The sequence below is a fragment of the Sinorhizobium sojae CCBAU 05684 genome, assembly GCF_002288525.1.
GTDB lineage: Bacteria > Pseudomonadota > Alphaproteobacteria > Rhizobiales > Rhizobiaceae > Sinorhizobium > Sinorhizobium sojae.
Map to the genome: position 1 here is coordinate 443,795 of NZ_CP023068.1, position 15,706 is coordinate 459,500.

14 protein-coding genes are annotated in these 15,706 nt (G+C 63.1%); 11 read left to right on the plus strand and 3 right to left on the minus strand.

Features of this window, described 5'->3' with window-relative positions; translation table 11 throughout:
* Positions 1-133 precede the first annotated feature (133 nt).
* From SJ05684_RS19745 to SJ05684_RS19775, 7 genes are all read left to right on the plus strand, one after another.
* Entirely contained in the window at positions 134-463 is a 330-nt protein-coding gene (locus tag SJ05684_RS19745) for a hypothetical protein (protein ID WP_034854421.1), read from the plus strand.
* Between the two features lie 676 nt (positions 464-1,139).
* Positions 1,140-2,891, plus strand: coding sequence for a type I secretion system permease/ATPase (locus tag SJ05684_RS19750; RefSeq protein WP_034854420.1), 1,752 nt, complete (start codon positions 1,140-1,142; stop codon positions 2,889-2,891).
* Complete coding sequence (locus SJ05684_RS19755) at positions 2,888-4,201, plus strand: HlyD family type I secretion periplasmic adaptor subunit (RefSeq protein WP_034854419.1); 1,314 nt, start codon at positions 2,888-2,890, stop codon at positions 4,199-4,201. Before SJ05684_RS19750 ends, SJ05684_RS19755 begins: the two co-directional genes overlap by 4 nt.
* A 237-nt stretch (positions 4,202-4,438) precedes the next feature.
* Positions 4,439-4,876, plus strand: a complete 438-nt coding sequence (locus SJ05684_RS19760) for a hypothetical protein (protein ID WP_034854418.1) — start codon at positions 4,439-4,441, stop codon at positions 4,874-4,876.
* A 402-nt stretch (positions 4,877-5,278) separates the two neighbouring features.
* Positions 5,279-5,842: a methylated-DNA--[protein]-cysteine S-methyltransferase gene (locus tag SJ05684_RS19765; protein ID WP_034854417.1), complete on the plus strand. Its 564-nt coding sequence runs from the start codon at positions 5,279-5,281 to the stop codon at positions 5,840-5,842.
* An 86-nt stretch (positions 5,843-5,928) separates the two neighbouring features.
* A complete protein-coding gene (locus tag SJ05684_RS19770; protein WP_083846119.1) occupies positions 5,929-7,158 on the plus strand; it encodes an adenylate/guanylate cyclase domain-containing protein in 1,230 nt (409 codons plus the stop codon).
* A 208-nt stretch (positions 7,159-7,366) separates the two neighbouring features.
* Positions 7,367-8,203: a fumarylacetoacetate hydrolase family protein gene (locus SJ05684_RS19775; RefSeq protein WP_034854416.1), complete on the plus strand. Its 837-nt coding sequence runs from the start codon at positions 7,367-7,369 to the stop codon at positions 8,201-8,203.
* 142 nt (positions 8,204-8,345) lie between these two features.
* Here SJ05684_RS19775 and SJ05684_RS19780 read toward each other — a convergent pair whose 3' ends face one another.
* Both SJ05684_RS19780 and SJ05684_RS19785 read right to left on the minus strand, forming a co-directional pair.
* Entirely contained in the window at positions 8,346-9,254 is a 909-nt protein-coding gene (locus SJ05684_RS19780; protein ID WP_095694325.1) for a DMT family transporter, read from the minus strand.
* A gap of 112 nt (positions 9,255-9,366) precedes the next feature.
* Positions 9,367-12,177, minus strand: coding sequence for a cation-transporting P-type ATPase (locus SJ05684_RS19785; RefSeq protein WP_083846118.1), 2,811 nt, complete (start codon positions 12,175-12,177; stop codon positions 9,367-9,369).
* Positions 12,178-12,428: 251 nt separating this feature from the next.
* Here SJ05684_RS19785 and SJ05684_RS19790 point away from each other — a divergent pair, with 251 nt between their 5' ends.
* Positions 12,429-12,890: a YbhB/YbcL family Raf kinase inhibitor-like protein gene (locus tag SJ05684_RS19790; RefSeq protein ID WP_034854414.1), complete on the plus strand. Its 462-nt coding sequence runs from the start codon at positions 12,429-12,431 to the stop codon at positions 12,888-12,890.
* 34 nt (positions 12,891-12,924) lie between these two features.
* On the opposite strand, the gene SJ05684_RS19795 is transcribed toward SJ05684_RS19790, so the two are convergent.
* Entirely contained in the window at positions 12,925-13,473 is a 549-nt protein-coding gene (locus SJ05684_RS19795) for a DNA-3-methyladenine glycosylase (protein WP_034854413.1), read from the minus strand.
* A gap of 188 nt (positions 13,474-13,661) precedes the next feature.
* Here SJ05684_RS19795 and SJ05684_RS19800 point away from each other — a divergent pair, with 188 nt between their 5' ends.
* The 3 genes from SJ05684_RS19800 (at position 13,662) to SJ05684_RS19810 (ending at position 15,684) form a co-directional block, all read left to right on the plus strand.
* On the plus strand, positions 13,662-14,972 hold the full coding sequence (locus tag SJ05684_RS19800) for a DUF763 domain-containing protein (RefSeq protein ID WP_034854412.1): 1,311 nt from the start codon (positions 13,662-13,664) through the stop codon (positions 14,970-14,972).
* 181 nt (positions 14,973-15,153) lie between these two features.
* Positions 15,154-15,369: a hypothetical protein gene (locus SJ05684_RS19805; RefSeq protein ID WP_034854411.1), complete on the plus strand. Its 216-nt coding sequence runs from the start codon at positions 15,154-15,156 to the stop codon at positions 15,367-15,369.
* A 24-nt stretch (positions 15,370-15,393) separates the two neighbouring features.
* The gene (locus SJ05684_RS19810) at positions 15,394-15,684 is read left to right on the plus strand and encodes a DUF3175 domain-containing protein (protein WP_034854410.1); all 291 of its coding nucleotides are present in this window, start codon (positions 15,394-15,396) and stop codon (positions 15,682-15,684) included.
* The last annotated feature ends 22 nt before the right edge of the window (positions 15,685-15,706 follow it).

Here is a 15,706-nt window from a genome sequence, read left to right on the forward strand (position 1 = left end):
CGTCACACTCAGGATGTGATTTCCCGAAGCCGCCGCCGGAAAAGGGCCAAAGTTTCGCGCGATGGCGATCCTCTCTTGGCAGGGATAATGCTTTCCCCGGGCCAGCAGCCATGAAACACGCGGAGGAACGCCCTTGAATGCGAGCCGAAACGACCTGGCGTTGATTGCAGTCATGCGTCGCTATTTCGAGGCGAAAGACGAGGCGAACGAACTGAAACTGCGGCTGGAGACCGCCCGGAACGAGAGCGGCGACGAGATCGGCCGGTTCTACGATCTCCGGACCAACGTCCTGCACGCCGACGACATCCTCACATGGCATAGGCTCCGCAAAGAGATGCAAGAGTTGATGAGCCATGCCGCGCGATGGGCAAGGGGCGGCAGCATCGAGGATTGCGATGCCGCCAAGGCCGAGGATGCGGCCGATGCGGTCCAGTTGCTGGGCATCCAAGCCGTAGCCGAGTGATTGCGGCTCGGCGGGCAGCCTTACCGCTCGAGACGGTGCGAAGGTCCTCGATCACTGGCGACCGTCAGCGGCGCGGCCGCGAAACCTGCCGCGGTCAAATCCGATGCGCTGAAGAGACTTGCGCGCAAACCCCTCCTCCAAGAACGGGGCCGATCAGCCACGTCAGCAGCGCAAGCTTCACCGTCGGCTCGGACGGGCGCTCGGTCCCCTCCGGACTCGCCGCGATCCGATAGGCCATGAAGCCGCCGGCATTCGCGGCGTTCGCGACGAACGTCAGATAAAGGCGAGATTCCGCTCGGTCGCTGCGTCGCGTTCTTTCACGGTGGGATTCCTCAGATATTGCCTCATCAACCGCCGATCTCGTGTGGGCGTTTCAAAACTGCAAGCAGAAGATGCAAATCTTCTGGTATAATGCGACTGACCATGCCCGCCGCCGGCTTTCGGCAAATCGGTAATAACTTGGCAACTCCGGACGGAGAAGCTACGCAGGGGCCGGCATGAACCCGCGGTATCGGCGCGGTCAAGGACTCCTCATTCGGGCCCGAAGGCAGGAGCCGTATTGAAGCAACGAGACCAAGCATGAGCGAACAAAGCAGATCTTCGACAGGGCCCTGCGGGAAGCACCTGGAACAGTCCGCACCGGGCACCGCCCGCGCTGACAGGGAGAGTGCAGCCAGTGTCTGAGCTTAGTTCGAATGGCAGGAACATCGATCCCGCCTCCGCCCTTCGCGATTGCCGAACAGCATTCATCGGCGTCGGCATCGCCAGTGCGCTCGTCAATATCCTCTATCTGACCGGCTCGTTCTTCATGCTCGAGGTCTATGACCGGGTTCTGCCGAGCCGCAGCATTCCCACGCTGATCGCACTCAGCCTGCTCGCCTTATTGCTTTATGGCTTCCAGGGCGCCTTCGAACTGATCCGCGGGCGCATGCTGGTGCGCATCGCCGGGGCGCTCGACGAAAGCCTCAGCGCACGCATTTACCGAGCGCTCGTCAAGGCGCCGCTGAAGCTTCGGATGCAGGGAGACGGCCTTCAGGCGCTCCGCGACTTCGATCAGGTTCGCTCCTTCCTCTCGAGTGCCGGGCCGGCGGCGCTATTCGACCTGCCGTGGCTGCCCTTCTATATCGCAATCTGTTTTCTATTCCACCCCGTGATCGGCTTTGTCGCGATCGGCGGCGGCCTCATCCTGACGGTTCTGACCTATCTTACTAATCGCAATACGCAGGCACCCTCCAGAAAGGCATCCGAAGCGGGAGGCCTGCGCAACGCCTTTGCCCAAGCCTCGCAGCGCAATGCCGAGGTCGTCCAGGCCATGGGCATGACCGGTCGGCTGACAAGCCTCTGGGAGGACCGCAACGCGGAATTCCGCGACCAGAACAGGCGCACCTCGGACATCGGCAATGGCTACGGCGCGCTCTCGAAAGTTTTCCGCATGGCGCTGCAATCGGCAGTGTTGGCGGCGGGCGCCGTTCTCGTCATCGAGGGGGAGGCCTCGCCCGGCATTATCATCGCCGGCTCCATCCTGACAGCACGGGCGCTCGCCCCAGTGGAACTCGCGATCGGCAATTGGCGCGGCCTCGTCTCGGCGCGCCAGAGCTGGCAGCGACTGAAGGACCTGCTCAAGGCTCTGCCGGAAACGGAGGCGCCCCTGGCACTGCCCAGTCCGCGGGAACGCTTGAGCGTAGAGACATTGGCGAGCGGTCCGCCGGCCGCACAACGCCTCATCTTCACCGATGTCGGTTTCGCTGTCCATGCCGGCAGCGCGCTTGGCGTTATCGGCCCGAGCGGCTCCGGAAAGTCGTCGCTGGCGCGGGCCCTGATCGGCGTCTGGCCGGCCTATCGCGGCTCCGTCCGTCTCGACGGCGCGGCGCTCGACCAATGGGACAGCGACGCGCTCGGCAGGCACATCGGATACCTGCCGCAGGATGTCGAGCTTTTCGCCGGAACCGTGGCCCAGAACATCTGCCGCTTCGCCGCGGATGCGACGCCTGAGGCCATCGTTGCCGCCGCCACGGCCGCGCGGGTCAAAGACCTGATCCTACGGCTCCCGAATGGCTACGATACCGAGATCGGCGAGGGTGGTGTTGCGCTTTCCGCCGGCCAGCGCCAGCGCGTCGCACTTGCGAGAGCCCTTTACGGCGACCCTTTCCTCGTGGTTCTGGACGAGCCGAACTCGAATCTCGACGCTGAAGGGGAGCAGGCCTTGAGCGAGGCGATCATGAACGTGCGAGCGCGGGGCGGCATCGTCGTCGTTATCGCCCATAGGCCGAGCGCGCTCGCCAGCACCGATCTCGTTTTGATGATGCAAGACGGGCGCATGCAGGCCTTCGGTCCGAAGGAGGAGGTGCTGAACAAGGTGCTTCGGCCGCAGGCCGTGGCGCCATCGCGATTCAAGATCGCGGCGGAAGGCCAGGAGGCGGCGCAATGAGCGGACGCAAGGAACAGACGAGCGCGCAGCGCTCGCTCGGGCGGCACATGGTCGGGGTATCCGTTCTCGCGCTCGCCCTCGTCGCAGGTGTCGGCGGCTGGGCTGCGACGACGGAACTTTCAAGCGCGATCGTCGCCGGTGGCGTTGTGGTCGTCGACGACAACGTCAAGAAGGTCCAGCACCTGACGGGCGGTGTCGTCGGCGAACTCAGGGTCAAGGAAGGCGACCGCGTCGAGGCCGGACAGGTGCTAATCCGCCTCGACGGGACCACCGTTCGCGCCAACCTTGCAATCATCGAAGGCACGCTGGCGCAGCTTTATGCGCGTCGGGCGCGGCTTCACGCCGAGCGCATAGGCGCGCCGGACTTCGAGATTGACGAGGATCTCGAGAATTTCATTTCCGGTGCGGCGGCGGCAAAACTCGTCGCCGGCGAGAAGAGGCTCTTCGAAAGCCGCCGCTCGGCGCTGACCGGGATGAAGAGCCAGCTCGCCTCGAGAAAGGCGCAGCTTGCCGACGAGATCGAAGGGCTGACCGTTCAGTTGAAGGCGATCGAGGATGCGCTGAGGCTCATCGAGGAGGAACTGGTGGGCGTCGATTCCCTCTATGGACAGGGTTTGGTGCCGATGCAGCGCGTGACGACGCTGAAGCGGCAGCGGGCGGAACTCGAGGGAGACCGAGGACAGCACATCGCAGCCCGCGCCCAGGCGCGCGGAAAGTTGAGCGAAATCGACCTGCAGGTCCTGCAACTCGACGAGGACCGGCGCACGGAGATTTCCAAGGAACTGACGGATGTCGAGGCGAGGATCGCCGAATATGAGGAGCGCCGCACGGCCGCGACCGACCAGTTGCGGCGGCTCGACATCACCTCGCCGCTCTCCGGCCGGGTCTACCAACTCGCCGTCCATACGGTGAACGGCGTGATCAATCCGGGCGAGACGCTGATGCTCGTCGTGCCGGAGGCGGACGACCTCACGGTGGAGGCGCGCGTGGCTCCCCACGACATCGACCAGGTCCAGGTCGGCCAGCCGGTCGAAATCCGTTTCAGCGCTTTCAACCAACGAACGACGCCTGAAGTCGAGGCGGAGGTCGTGACCGTGGCGCCGGATCTCGTGACGGACGAGCGCAGCGGCACCAGCTATTATCCACTGCGCATCCGTCCGAAGCCTGAAAGCCTCGCCAAGCTCACCGGATTGTCTCTTTATCCGGGCATGCCCGCGGAGGTGTTCATCAAGATCGCCGACCGCACGGTCATCTCCTATCTGACGAAGCCGCTGACGGATCAGATGCGGCACGCATTCCGCGAGGACTGAGAAGCCCTACTGCCGACGGTTATCTCGACCGCGGCGGCCTCGCGCCGACGCGACCAGCCGCGGACCGCGCGGGAATGCAACTGCGTTGGTGCTGCCATGCGAATTTTGGCTGAAATCTGACGTTTAAATGCCGGAAGGGCACTTTCGTGATTGGACTTCGCGGCCGGTTGGAGTCACGCTGACTACGCCTATGAGGCTGAAAAGGGGGACCAACTATCGTCTGAGTAGGAGGTCACAATGAAGCACCATGCAATCGACGAACTGCAAATCGTCGCCGAGGTCAATCAGGACTTTCCCCGTCGGGCTTTGTCACGCAGCGAGCGTTTAGAGCGCTGGGCAGAGCTTCTTGAGCAGAACCCTCAGAGACGGCTTTCAACGTTGCACGAGACCGAGTATCAGCCGGCACGCGTTCGCGCGACCATGCGCGGCGACGGTACGCCGATCTCCGTTGCATTCGAAGATCCCGTCCTCCGGGCGGCCGGGCTGGAGAATGATAGCTACGGCGAGGCGAAGCGGTTCTTCGAGCTGAGCGACGAGCAACTGCACAAGGTCATTTGCTATTGCCATTTCGGTGCGACGGTTAGTGCATCGACCGCAGCGCGTCACATCCGCGCGATGCTGGTCGAGAAACAGCCGGGCCTGTTCGCTCGCCTGCGCCAGATATTCCTCGGCTAAGCTGGCGGCGTCTACAGGCAGGTGGTCAAGGCGGCGACCGAGTCGGCCGTAGCGGAATCTTTCGCGAGCCATTCGTCCCGAGGATGACCTCTGCCCGGACAGCGTCATAGCGGGGGGAGGCACTTCGTCGCTACAGCGCCCGTGTCCTCAGAGGCATTCGGTCTGCGGTAGCGGCGAAGTGTAGTGCAGTGCGTATTTTCGCTGCTCGAAGCGCCGCGCGAAGACGGCCGCCGCAGGTGCGCCGCTCCATTGCTTCATGATACCTGTGATTTTTCAGGTCTGATGGTTCATCGCCTCTTTTGATGGACGTGAGCAAGTCCGCGCGTCATCCGGATTGCGAATCGGGTTGATTCCGAGTTCGGATTACACAATCTTCATGTGACATGAATGCGGAGGCTTTGGATGAGTGAGGAAGCGCATCACTATTGCGTCTTCGAAACCGCCGGCGGTTTCTGCGGCATCGCCTGGAGCGCGCGCGGCATCACCCGCTTTCAACTGCCGACGAAAAGGGCGGCCATGACCGAAGGACTGCTGTTGCGCCGCCTTTCCAACGGCCAACCGCACGCGCGGCCGCCCCGGGTACAGGAAGCGATCGCTGCCGTCCGACGCTATTTCGGCGGGATCGAGACGGATTTTTCCTCAGTCGATCTCGACCTAGAGGGACAGGACGCCTTCTTCAGGGGCATCTATGCGGCGGCGCGGAAGATCCCATGGGGGCATACCACCACCTACGGGGCGTTGGCGAAGGACCTCGGCGCCGGCCCCGAGGCCGCACGGGATGTCGGTCAAGCCATGGCCAGAAATCCGGTTGCACTGATCATCCCCTGCCATCGCGTGCTGGCCGCCGGCGGCAAGATCGGCGGCTTCTCGGCGCCCGGCGGTGCGTCCGCCAAGCTGCGAATGCTCGAACTGGAAGGCGTACATCTGAACGCGCCGGAACCCGCACAACAATCCCTGGCATTTTGAACGATGGCAGATTGTGCCCGGCTGCTGCGTCGTGCATGCTTGTATATATGGGCTCCGACGCAAGGATGCCGCAAGCGGAGGTTGCTATGCAATCTTTATCGGACGCACTTCTGGATTCATCCGATGACAGCGAAGGAAGATGGCCTGTCCGGCGGCGGCGCGTCTTGGACTGGCTGGTGAACGAGACGCGCGGCGAGCGTTACATCGACGATATCTTTGTCGAGATGTGCCGGATACTGGCGGAAGCCGATGTGCCGGTCGCGCGCGCGACGCTGCATTTCCGGATCCAGCATCCGCAGTGGATCGGGGCGCGGATACTGTGGCGGAAGGGATTGTCACAAGCCGAAATCGATCTCTACAACTACGGGACCGAGGACAGCTCGCAATACCTGAACAGCCCTCTCTACGAGATCAACAACGGAGCGGCCGAAGTGCGGCGCCATCTCGACGATCCCTCCGACGATGGAGCGGAATACGCGCTCTATGGCAATTTGCGGACTGAGGGTATCACCGACTACATCGGCTGGCCCCTGGAGCACACGCTCGGCAAACAGCACGTCATCACCTTCGCCAGCGACAGGCGAGGCGGCTTTCGCCCTGGGGACATCGAACTCTTCAAGGACTTGTTGCCAGCCTTGGCGCTCGTTAGCGAGATCAGGCTGAAGAACCGTCTCGCGCGCACGCTTCTCGAGACCTATGTCGGGCCGCATGCGAGCGAACAGATCCTGGCGGGAGCGACGACGCGCGGCAGTGGCGTGACGGTTGGCGCCGCCATTCTCATCTGCGACCTGCGCGATTTCACCAGATTGTCGGATCTCTGGCCGCGCGACGACGTGATCGAGCTGTTGAATGGTTATTTCGACGCCATGTCGGAGCCGATCGAGCGCCATGGGGGCGAGATCCTGAAGTTCATGGGCGACGGGCTTCTGGCGATCTTCCCGCTCAGTGACCCGTGCGCCTGCAGCAATCTGCTCGGCGCCATCGCCGAAGCGCAGGCTGCTCTTGCCGATCTCAACGACGAGAACCTGCGCAAAGGTCATGAGCCGCTAGGCTACGGTATCGGCGTGCATGTGGGGGACGTGATGTATGGCAATATCGGCTCGCGCAAGCGCCTCGACTTCACCGTCATCGGACCCGCGGTCAACGTCGCCTCGCGTCTCGAGAGCCTGACCAAGGAACTCAAGCGTCCGGTTCTTCTTTCACGCGCCTTCGTCGAAAGGGCGGGATGCGCCGCACAGATGGAAAATCTCGGCTCCTATGCCTTGCGCGGACTCGACAACCCGGTCGACGTCTTCGCCTTTTCCGGCAGAAGATAACGAGAGGGCTCCGTCCCGGAAGGCGGGGCCCCATTGTCCGAATCCGCAACCGTCGCCTCGCGCACTACCGCACGCTTCGATCGACTTCTATCTGGGCGTGGTCGAGATCCCGGAAAGCTTACTGCGACTGCGCAAAACCGCTTTACATCCACGGCACTGTTTGATTTGTCAGACCAGTCATTCGTCACGATTGCCGGGGAGAAGCAGGATGAAGTTGTTGCGCTATGGACCTGAAGGGGCGGAAAAGCCGGGCGTGTTGGATGGAGCGGGCCGAATTCGCGATCTCTCGGGTGTGGTTGCCGATATTTCAGGTCCGGCAATCGCCGATCTCGGCTGGGCGGACAGGCTCGAGATTGAGAGCCTGCCGGTAGTGGATGATGCGCCGCGCCTCGGCGCCTGCGTCGCCGGCACCGGCAAGTTCATCTGCATCGGCCTCAACTATGCGGACCATGCTGCCGAGTCCGGCCTCGACGTTCCGCCCGAGCCAGTCATCTTCATGAAAGCGACCTCGGCAATCACCGGGCCGAACGACAATGTCATCATACCGCGGGGCTCGGTTGCCACCGACTGGGAAGTCGAACTCGGCGTCGTCATCGGCAAGAAGGCGAAATATGTCGACAAGGCCGAAGCGTTGGATCATGTCGCCGGCTACTGCGTCGTCAACGACGTCTCGGAGCGCGATTTCCAGGCGAGGCGATCGGGCCAATGGACCAAGGGCAAATCCTGCGATTCCTTCGGTCCCATCGGCCCGTGGCTCGTCACCCGCGACGAGATTGCCAATCCGCAAAACCTGAAGATGTGGCTCAGCGTCAACGGCGTGACGAAGCAGAACGGCACGACCGAGACCATGGTCTATGGCGTCTCCTATCTCGTCAGCTATCTATCGCAGTTCATGACCTTGCATCCCGGCGACATCATTTCGACTGGCACGCCGCCGGGTGTCGGCCTGGGCTTCAAACCGCCGCAATATCTCAAGCCCGGCGATGTCATCGAGCTTGGGATCGAGGGGCTCGGCACGCAGAAGCAGACGGTGATCGCGGACTGATTTGAGCCTACAGCGCCACGCGTCTTTCAGATGCACGACGGTCGCTGCAGCACGTCTCCTGAAATCGAAATCGACTAAGGAGACGTGCAGTAGCAGGGCGGACCGGAGGTGAATACCGGCGCAAAGGCGCGTCGCCCTCTTCCTAGAGCTTTATTCTTCCCTGCCGCTTCAGTTGCTGCTCCCGGAAGAAGATGAAAAGGCCGGAGGCGACGATAAGGCCAGCGCCCAGCACCATAGACAGGCGCGGGCTGTCGCCGAAGATCAGCCAACCGAAGACGATCGCCCAGAAGAGCAGCGTATATTGCAGCGGCGCAACGGTCGCCGCATCGGCGAGCTTCAAGGCCCGGTTGACGAGCACATGGGCGAGCATGGCGACGACGCCGAGGAGGCCGAGCAAAGCGGTGTCGAGGGGTTTCAGCGGCGTCCAATCGAAGGGCGCCCAGAGCAGCCCGGCGACCGCGGCGCCGACGATCTGCCAGAAGGCGAGGGTCGTATCTGGCGTTCCACGCAGCGAGCGCCCGGAAACCATCATGAATGCAAAGAACATGCTGCCGAGGATCGAGATCAGCGCCGGCAACGTCAGGGCCTGCGAGGAGGGCTCAAGTGCGATGATGACGCCGACGAAGCCGATGGCGATCGCTGTCCATCGCCGCCAGCCGACAGGCTCCTTCAGCACCAGCGGCGACACGGCCGCAACATAGATCGGCGCGGCCAGCCAATAGGTCATGACATCGGCGAGCGGCAGGGTGACGACGGCGAAATAAAAGGCGAAGACCTCCGCGGTGGAGGCGACCACCCGGGCAAGCTGGAGCCCCGGCCTCTCAACCGCGACAAGCTTTTTCGGTCCGCGGAGCCACAGGAACGGAAGCAGCACCACACCGGCGGCGATGCTGCGGATCAGAACCACCTGTCCGACCGAATAGGTCGCCACCAGCCATTTGCCCATGACGTCGTTCAGCGAAAACATCAGCATGCCGAGAAGCATGATCAGAACGCCGGTGCGAGCGGTGCTCGGCTGGGCGGAAACGGTTGCGGAAGCGGTATCGGCCATGGCGAGATCCTCGTGAAACCCAGCCATTGGCACACTCGGGCGCCGTGATCCAAGCACGGTTTTTGATCAATTCATCAGCTTCGCGAATGGATGCATCGGCGTCAGCCCGTTGCTAAAGCCTTTGCTCCAATCGCCTGCTGTCCGAACTGAGGGTGAACAAAGCGGCGATCCGCTTCTCGGCCTCTACGACGAGGAGCAGCGCGACGCCGACTGCTATGATCTGGATTCCATCGATGAACGATACGGGTCGGCTGCCGAAGATCAAGTGCATCGGTGGCAGATAGGTGAAGGCGAATTGTGCCCCAACGACAGTCGCAACGCCGATAAGGACGGCGCTGGTGCCGAGGGCGCCCTGCCATGTCAGCGACGTGCCGTGTACATAGCGGACACTGAACAGGTAGAAGATTTCCATGACGACTAGCGTGTTTACGGCCATGGTTCGCGCAGTTTCGATCGATAGCCCGCGCGCGACGGCCCAGGCGTAAATGCCGAACGTGCCGGCGACCATCAGCGCAGAGACGAACAGGATTCGCCAAAGCAGTCTTCCAGAGAGAATTTTTGCGCCTGCCGGGCGAGGCGACCGCTGCATGGCGCCGGGTTCCGTCGGCTCGAAGGCCAGTGTCAGGCCCAGCGCCACCGCCGTCACCATGTTGATCCAGAGGATTTGCACGGGAGTGACGGGCAGGTTCAAGCCGAACAGGATGGCGAGCACGATGGTGAGGGCCTCGCCGCCATTGGTGGGCAAGGTCCAGGCGATCACCTTGGTGAGGTTGTCGTAAACGGTGCGTCCCTCGCGTACGGCCGCAACGATCGAGGCGAAATTGTCGTCGGCGAGCACCATCTCGCTCGCCTCCTTGGCTGCCTCGGTTCCCTTGCAGCCCATGGCGACGCCGACATCCGCGCGCTTCAAGGCCGGTGCATCGTTCACCCCGTCGCCCGTCATGGCGACGATCGATCCATCCGCTTGCAACGCCTCCACCAGGCGCAATTTCTGTTCCGGGCTGGTGCGGGCGAAGACCGTCGCCTCCCTGGCGTGCCTGTGAATGCCGGCCTCTCCTGCCTCTTCCAGTTCCTGCCCGGTGATGGCCTTGGGTTCCTCAGCGAGCCCCAGTTGAAGTGCGATCGCGCGTGCTGTTGCAGCGTGGTCGCCCGTAATCATCTTTACCCGGATGCCGGCCGCCCGGCACTCGGCGACCGCAGCGATGGCTTCGGGACGCGGCGGGTCGATGAGTCCGACCAGGCCGAGCAAAGTGAGGTCGTGCTCGATATCCGCCGGCGCGATTTCGCGGGTGCCGTCCTTCATCCTCCGGCGCGCCAACGCGATCACGCGCTGACCGGCCGCGGCCAATGCCTGTATCCTGTCGTGCCAGCCGGTGAAATCCAGCGATTGCTCTCCCGTGAAGCTTGCGACGCGGCTGCACATGGCGAGGATGCCTTCGGGCGCGCCCTTCACGTAGACCACGGGCGGTCGGCCATTGCAGGCGTTGAGCGTCGCCATGTATCGATGGCGGGAATCGAAGGGGATTTCGTCGAGGCGGGCAAAGCCGGCCCGCGCTGCCGCGGCATCGTGCCCGGCCTTCATCGCCAATGTGACGAGCGCACCTTCCATTGGGTCGCCATTAACCGTCCACTCCTCGCGGCGTTCCTCGAGATGCGCGTCGTTGCAGAGAAGCGCGGCCAGCGACAGCTCTTCGAGCACCGGGTCGGCGGCCGGGTCGAGCGCCTTGCCCCCGCTGGTCCGAAAGCCGCCTTCCGGCCGGTAGCCGGCTCCTTCCACCTCTATCTCCCGTTCGGCCGTGACGACGGCGCTCACCGTCATTTCGTTGCGCGTGAGCGTGCCGGTCTTGTCGGAGCAGATCACGGAGACGGACCCCAGCGTCTCGACTGCGGGCAGGCGACGGATGATGGCGTTTCTGCGCGCCATGCGCTGAACGCCGACGGCAAGGGTGATCGTCATGACCGCGGGCATGCCTTCCGGAATTGCCGCGACGGCCAGGCCGACGACCGTCATAAAGGCGTCTTCCAGGCGATAGGACCGGAAGAGTACGGCATAGGTGAAGACCACGACGGAAGCGCCGAGGACGGCGATCGTGATCTGTCTCGCGAGTTGGCCCATCTGCCGAACGAGAGGCGTGGCGATCCGCTCCACCGCGCCGATCATGGAACTGATCCGCCCGAGTTCGGCCGCCGCGCCCGTTGCAACGGTAACACCCGTTCCCTGCCCGGCGGCAACGAAAGTGCCCGAGAAGGCCATGGAAAACCGGTCGCCCAGCGCCGCGTCGCCGGCGACGGGCCTGATCGATTTGTCGACGGGCACGGATTCGCCGGTGAGGATGGCCTCATCAATGCGCAGATTGCGCGCCTTAATGAGCCTGAGGTCGGCCGGCACCCGGTCTCCGGCTTCGAGGAGAACGATATCGCCCGGAACCACCTCGCCCGCCCTAATGGTGGTGCGACGGCCGTTGCGGACGACGGAAGCCTGCGGATCGATCATCGCCCGGATCGCCTCCAGCGCCTTCTCCGCGCGCCCTTCCTGAACGAAGCCGATGACCGCGTTGATGAGCACCACGGCGAAGATGACGAGCGAGTCCGGGCCGTGGCCGATGGCGGCAGCGATCAGCCCGGCGGCCAGCAGAACGTAGATGAGCAGATTATGGAATTGCAGCAGGAAGCGCTTCAAGGCGCCGCTGCGTGGGCCTTCCGGCAGGCGGTTGGGACCGTAGGTCTCCAGCCGCTCGCTCGCTTCCCGCGCGGAAAGGCCGTTCGCTCCCGTGCTAAGCACGTCGAGGGCGGCTTCCGGTGTTATGGCGTGCCAGGCGAGGGCGGGCGTGGTGGCTGCCCCGGTGGTCGTGGCGGAGGTATTCTCAGGTTCTTCGGTCGAGCCCGGTGGCTGGGACGCTGTCGTGGACGCCGCATCGCGCATACCTGCTGGCTCCTCGGAAATGCAATTGTTGATGCTGACTCAAAGATACCGTTTAGCCGGACATTCATTTGTTTGGGCCACGCCTATCCCCGACGCGGCGGTGCCCGGCACTCTTGAGCATCGGCCAGGCAAGCCTATCTGATGCGATGTAAGCGGTCTTTGAGCGGGATCAACGCTTCCACGCCGAAGGTTTGACGGATTGCAACGATCGTTCGCTCATTTCGAAGTGGCCACATGAAAGGAGGCAGGCGATGACCTTCAGTATGATCAGCCCCGCATTCGCTGATGGCCAGCCAATTCCCAGAAAGTACACCCGTTTCGACGAGAACCTCTTCCCGCCTTTGAAGTGGACGGGCACGCCGGCGGGCACGCAGAGTTTCGCCTTGGTCGTCGAGGATCCGGATGCCGTGAGCGGCGTTTTCCGCCATTGCGCGATCATCAACATCCCGGGCAATTGGACCGAACTTCAGCAGTCCGTCGATACCGGGCCTGAACACGCCATAAAGTTCATGAAGAACGATTTCGGCAATGCGCGTTACGACGGACCCCAGCCGCCACCCGGAACCGGCGTCCACCATTATAAGTTCAGGCTGGCGGCTCTCGACGTCGGCAACCTTTCGATCCCGGAGGAGGTCGGCGCCGCCGAGGCGTGGAAACGGGCAAGCAAGCACATGATCGGCGAGGCCACGCTCGTCGGTACCTACGAGCGCTGATGGACGCGCCTTCCGGAAGCCCCGGTTCGGCGCTTTAGAACTTCCGGCTGAGGAAGTTGGAGTTTGCCAGACCGAAGCGCCAGGGCTGCTCGACGGCTTTCGAAATGCCGATGCGGGCGCCGGCGGAGATTTCTGGTCTTGCTTCGGGAAGGCGCAGGCAAAATGGCTCCCGCCAGAGCGGAAGGCCGTTCTGTTCCATGTTGATCGCCAGGGCTTGGCCGATGCGCCCCGGCCCCGAGCACAGAAGCCGGTCCCGGGAAACGCCGCGTCTCTCTCGCATCGTCTCAAGGCCCCATTTCGGTTCGATTGCCCGGATGAGCACGGCGCTGGCGGGCAGGCAGACGAAGTTCAGGCACCAATGAAGGCCGTAGGACAGATAGACATAGGCCTGTGCGGACGGACCGAACATGGCGCGATTGCGCTCTGTCATGCCGCCGTAGCTGTGCGACGCTGCGTCGTCCGGCAGGTAGGCCTCGGTTTCGACGATGATTCCACCGACGCCAGACACTGTAAGTTCCGCGCCGATCAGATCTGCTGCGACCTCTACGGCGCTACGCGCAAAAAAGCTGTCGTCCCACTGCAATGAATATCCCCTCGACTTGTGCCGCCCCTAATGTAGGCGTATCGGCACTTCTCGCCAGTGTCGCAGCGCCGGTTCTCGTGCAGCCCGTGAGAACTTTCCATGAACATCCGAAGCATGTAATGTGCGGATCCGCGGTGGGCGATGCTTGCCTGGTGGACGGGGCAGCAAGGGCAGAAAGGATCTGTGCGATGGCGCAGAGAGCAGGCAATGCGGATCTACCGCTGCATGGTGGGCGCGTACCCAAATGGCTCGGCGACCGCATGACGAGGCTTGGCGTGCTGATTGCCGAGGCGATCGTACACCATTATGGCCGCGACGAGTTCCTGAAGCGGCTTGCTCATCCGTTCTGGTTTCAGTCCTTCGGCGCAGTCATGGGCATGGACTGGCATTCGTCCGGAATTACCACAAGCGTAATCGGCGCGTTGAAACGCGGCTTGACGCCGCGTGCCGGTGAACTCGGCATTCATGTTTGCGGCGGCCGCGGCCAGCATTCCCGCAAGACGCCGGCCGAACTCTCGACGATCGGAGATCGTGTCGGTTTCGATGGCCTCTTGCTTGCCGATGCGAGCCGTCTTGTCGCGAAGGTCGACAGTGCGGCCGTGCAGGATGGGTTCGATCTTTATCTGCACGGCTTCATCGTTACCGACGACGCCAAGTGGGTCGTCGTCCAGCAAGGCATGAACGGCGACCGGCGCCAGGCACGCCGCTATCACTGGCTCTCGGAAGGGCTGGAGAGCTTCGTGGATTCTCCGCATGCGGCAATCGAAGGGAGGGGGCAGGGCGAGATCGTGAATCTTGCGGATCGGCGCGCTGCCGATTCGCGCCAGAGCCAGCTTTCTCTCCTCAATGCGCTCGGTCCCGATGGGCTGATCCGCGAGGTGGCGAAGATCGAGACGGGTGGGGCCGCACCGGCACCGGAGACCCAGCCGAGCTTGCCGCATCTCTTCATGCCGGCTCATCACGACGTGCGCGAAAGCGACGTCAATCTGCGGCGCCTGCACGGCAATCTTGCCGCTGCCGCCGATCGCGGGCCAAAGGACTTCGAGGAACTGCTCATGGTGCCGGGCGTCGGCGCGCGCACGATCAAGGCACTCGCTCTGGTCGCCGAGGTGGTCCATGGTGCCCCCTGCCGGTTTTCCGATCCCGCCCGATTTTCGCTTGCCCATGGAGGCAAGGACCGGCACCCCTTTCCGGTGCCGCTCAAGGTCTATGACGAAACCATCAATGTCATGAAGTCGGCGATAACGAAGGGCCGGCTCGGGGGGGATGAGGAGCTTGCGGCCTTGAAGCGGCTCGACGACCAGTCGCGCCGGCTGGAGCGCTATGCCACCGGGCCGGACCTCAAGGAGATCGTCGCGGGAGAGTTCAGGGACTCGCCGCGCTTCGGCGGGCGAAGCGTCTTCGGCTGGGAGGAAAGCCGCAAGGGGCGGCCGGCCGAATGTGCCGGGTCCGAGGTCGCGCCCGGGACTGGTTCTGACAGGCGCAAATATCCGGGCTGATCGCGCCGCCCCTCGGTTCGCGACAGCCCGGGGGACATCCTGCCTTCCGGAACTTCCTCGCACGGTCGCCGTTTTCTTGGGTGAAGGTCTCTACTCAAAAATAAGTACGTGGACGGTTCTAAAGTGTGGGAAAACCGCGCATAATTTCTGCTCCAGCTCGAGATCGGTCAGGGAGGCTTTCATGCAAACGCAAGAGTGCCTGCAGCTTCATTTCGATGTTCGGAGCGGCCGGGCGCTATTGACCTATGGCAACAGGGAATACCTCCTGCCGGAGGTCTATTCGACGAAGGAAAAGGCGCAGACTGCCGCGCAGCATTTCGCTTGGGAAGAGCTTGGCTGGAAGCACCGGGCGCCGGACATCCGGGGCGCTTCCGACGTGCCGGTGTGGTTGCGCTGACGACACCGCCGCAGGTAAACGGCCATGGGCAAGCAGCCAGAGACGAAAGCCAAATGGTCGCAGAATGTCCAGAGCGATGCCTTGGACCTCGAGCCGGGGGTCTTCACCCTCGACGATCCGCGAGAAATCGCGCATTCGTTGAAGCGGTCGGCGGAGGCGAGTGATCGCCGCAAAGCAAGCCCCTTTTGCTCGGCCATGTCCATGTTGACTTTCTACATCAACAGGGCGGGTGCCGGGCTGAGCAGCGATCGGCGTCATATTCTCGAAAGGGCAAAGAACGAGCTGCGAAGAGATTTCGGTCGGGCGCCCAGATGAGGCGGAGCTTGCCGAATTTTTG

Excerpts from the sequence above, each read along its gene's own strand:
- SJ05684_RS19755 (WP_034854419.1), top strand. The coding sequence starts at position 2,888 with ATGAGCGGACGCAAGGAACAGACGAGCGCGCAGCGCTCGCTCGGGCGG.
- SJ05684_RS19760 (WP_034854418.1), top strand. The coding sequence starts at position 4,439 with ATGAAGCACCATGCAATCGACGAACTGCAAATCGTCGCCGAGGTCAAT.
- SJ05684_RS19765 (WP_034854417.1), top strand. The coding sequence starts at position 5,279 with ATGAGTGAGGAAGCGCATCACTATTGCGTCTTCGAAACCGCCGGCGGT.
- SJ05684_RS19770 (WP_083846119.1), top strand. The coding sequence starts at position 5,929 with ATGCAATCTTTATCGGACGCACTTCTGGATTCATCCGATGACAGCGAA.
- SJ05684_RS19775 (WP_034854416.1), top strand. The coding sequence starts at position 7,367 with ATGAAGTTGTTGCGCTATGGACCTGAAGGGGCGGAAAAGCCGGGCGTG.
- SJ05684_RS19780 (WP_095694325.1), bottom strand. The coding sequence starts at position 9,254 with ATGGCCGATACCGCTTCCGCAACCGTTTCCGCCCAGCCGAGCACCGCT.
- SJ05684_RS19785 (WP_083846118.1), bottom strand. The coding sequence starts at position 12,177 with ATGCGCGATGCGGCGTCCACGACAGCGTCCCAGCCACCGGGCTCGACC.
- SJ05684_RS19790 (WP_034854414.1), top strand. The coding sequence starts at position 12,429 with ATGACCTTCAGTATGATCAGCCCCGCATTCGCTGATGGCCAGCCAATT.
- SJ05684_RS19800 (WP_034854412.1), top strand. The coding sequence starts at position 13,662 with ATGGCGCAGAGAGCAGGCAATGCGGATCTACCGCTGCATGGTGGGCGC.
- SJ05684_RS19805 (WP_034854411.1), top strand. The coding sequence starts at position 15,154 with ATGCAAACGCAAGAGTGCCTGCAGCTTCATTTCGATGTTCGGAGCGGC.
- SJ05684_RS19810 (WP_034854410.1), top strand. The coding sequence starts at position 15,394 with ATGGGCAAGCAGCCAGAGACGAAAGCCAAATGGTCGCAGAATGTCCAG.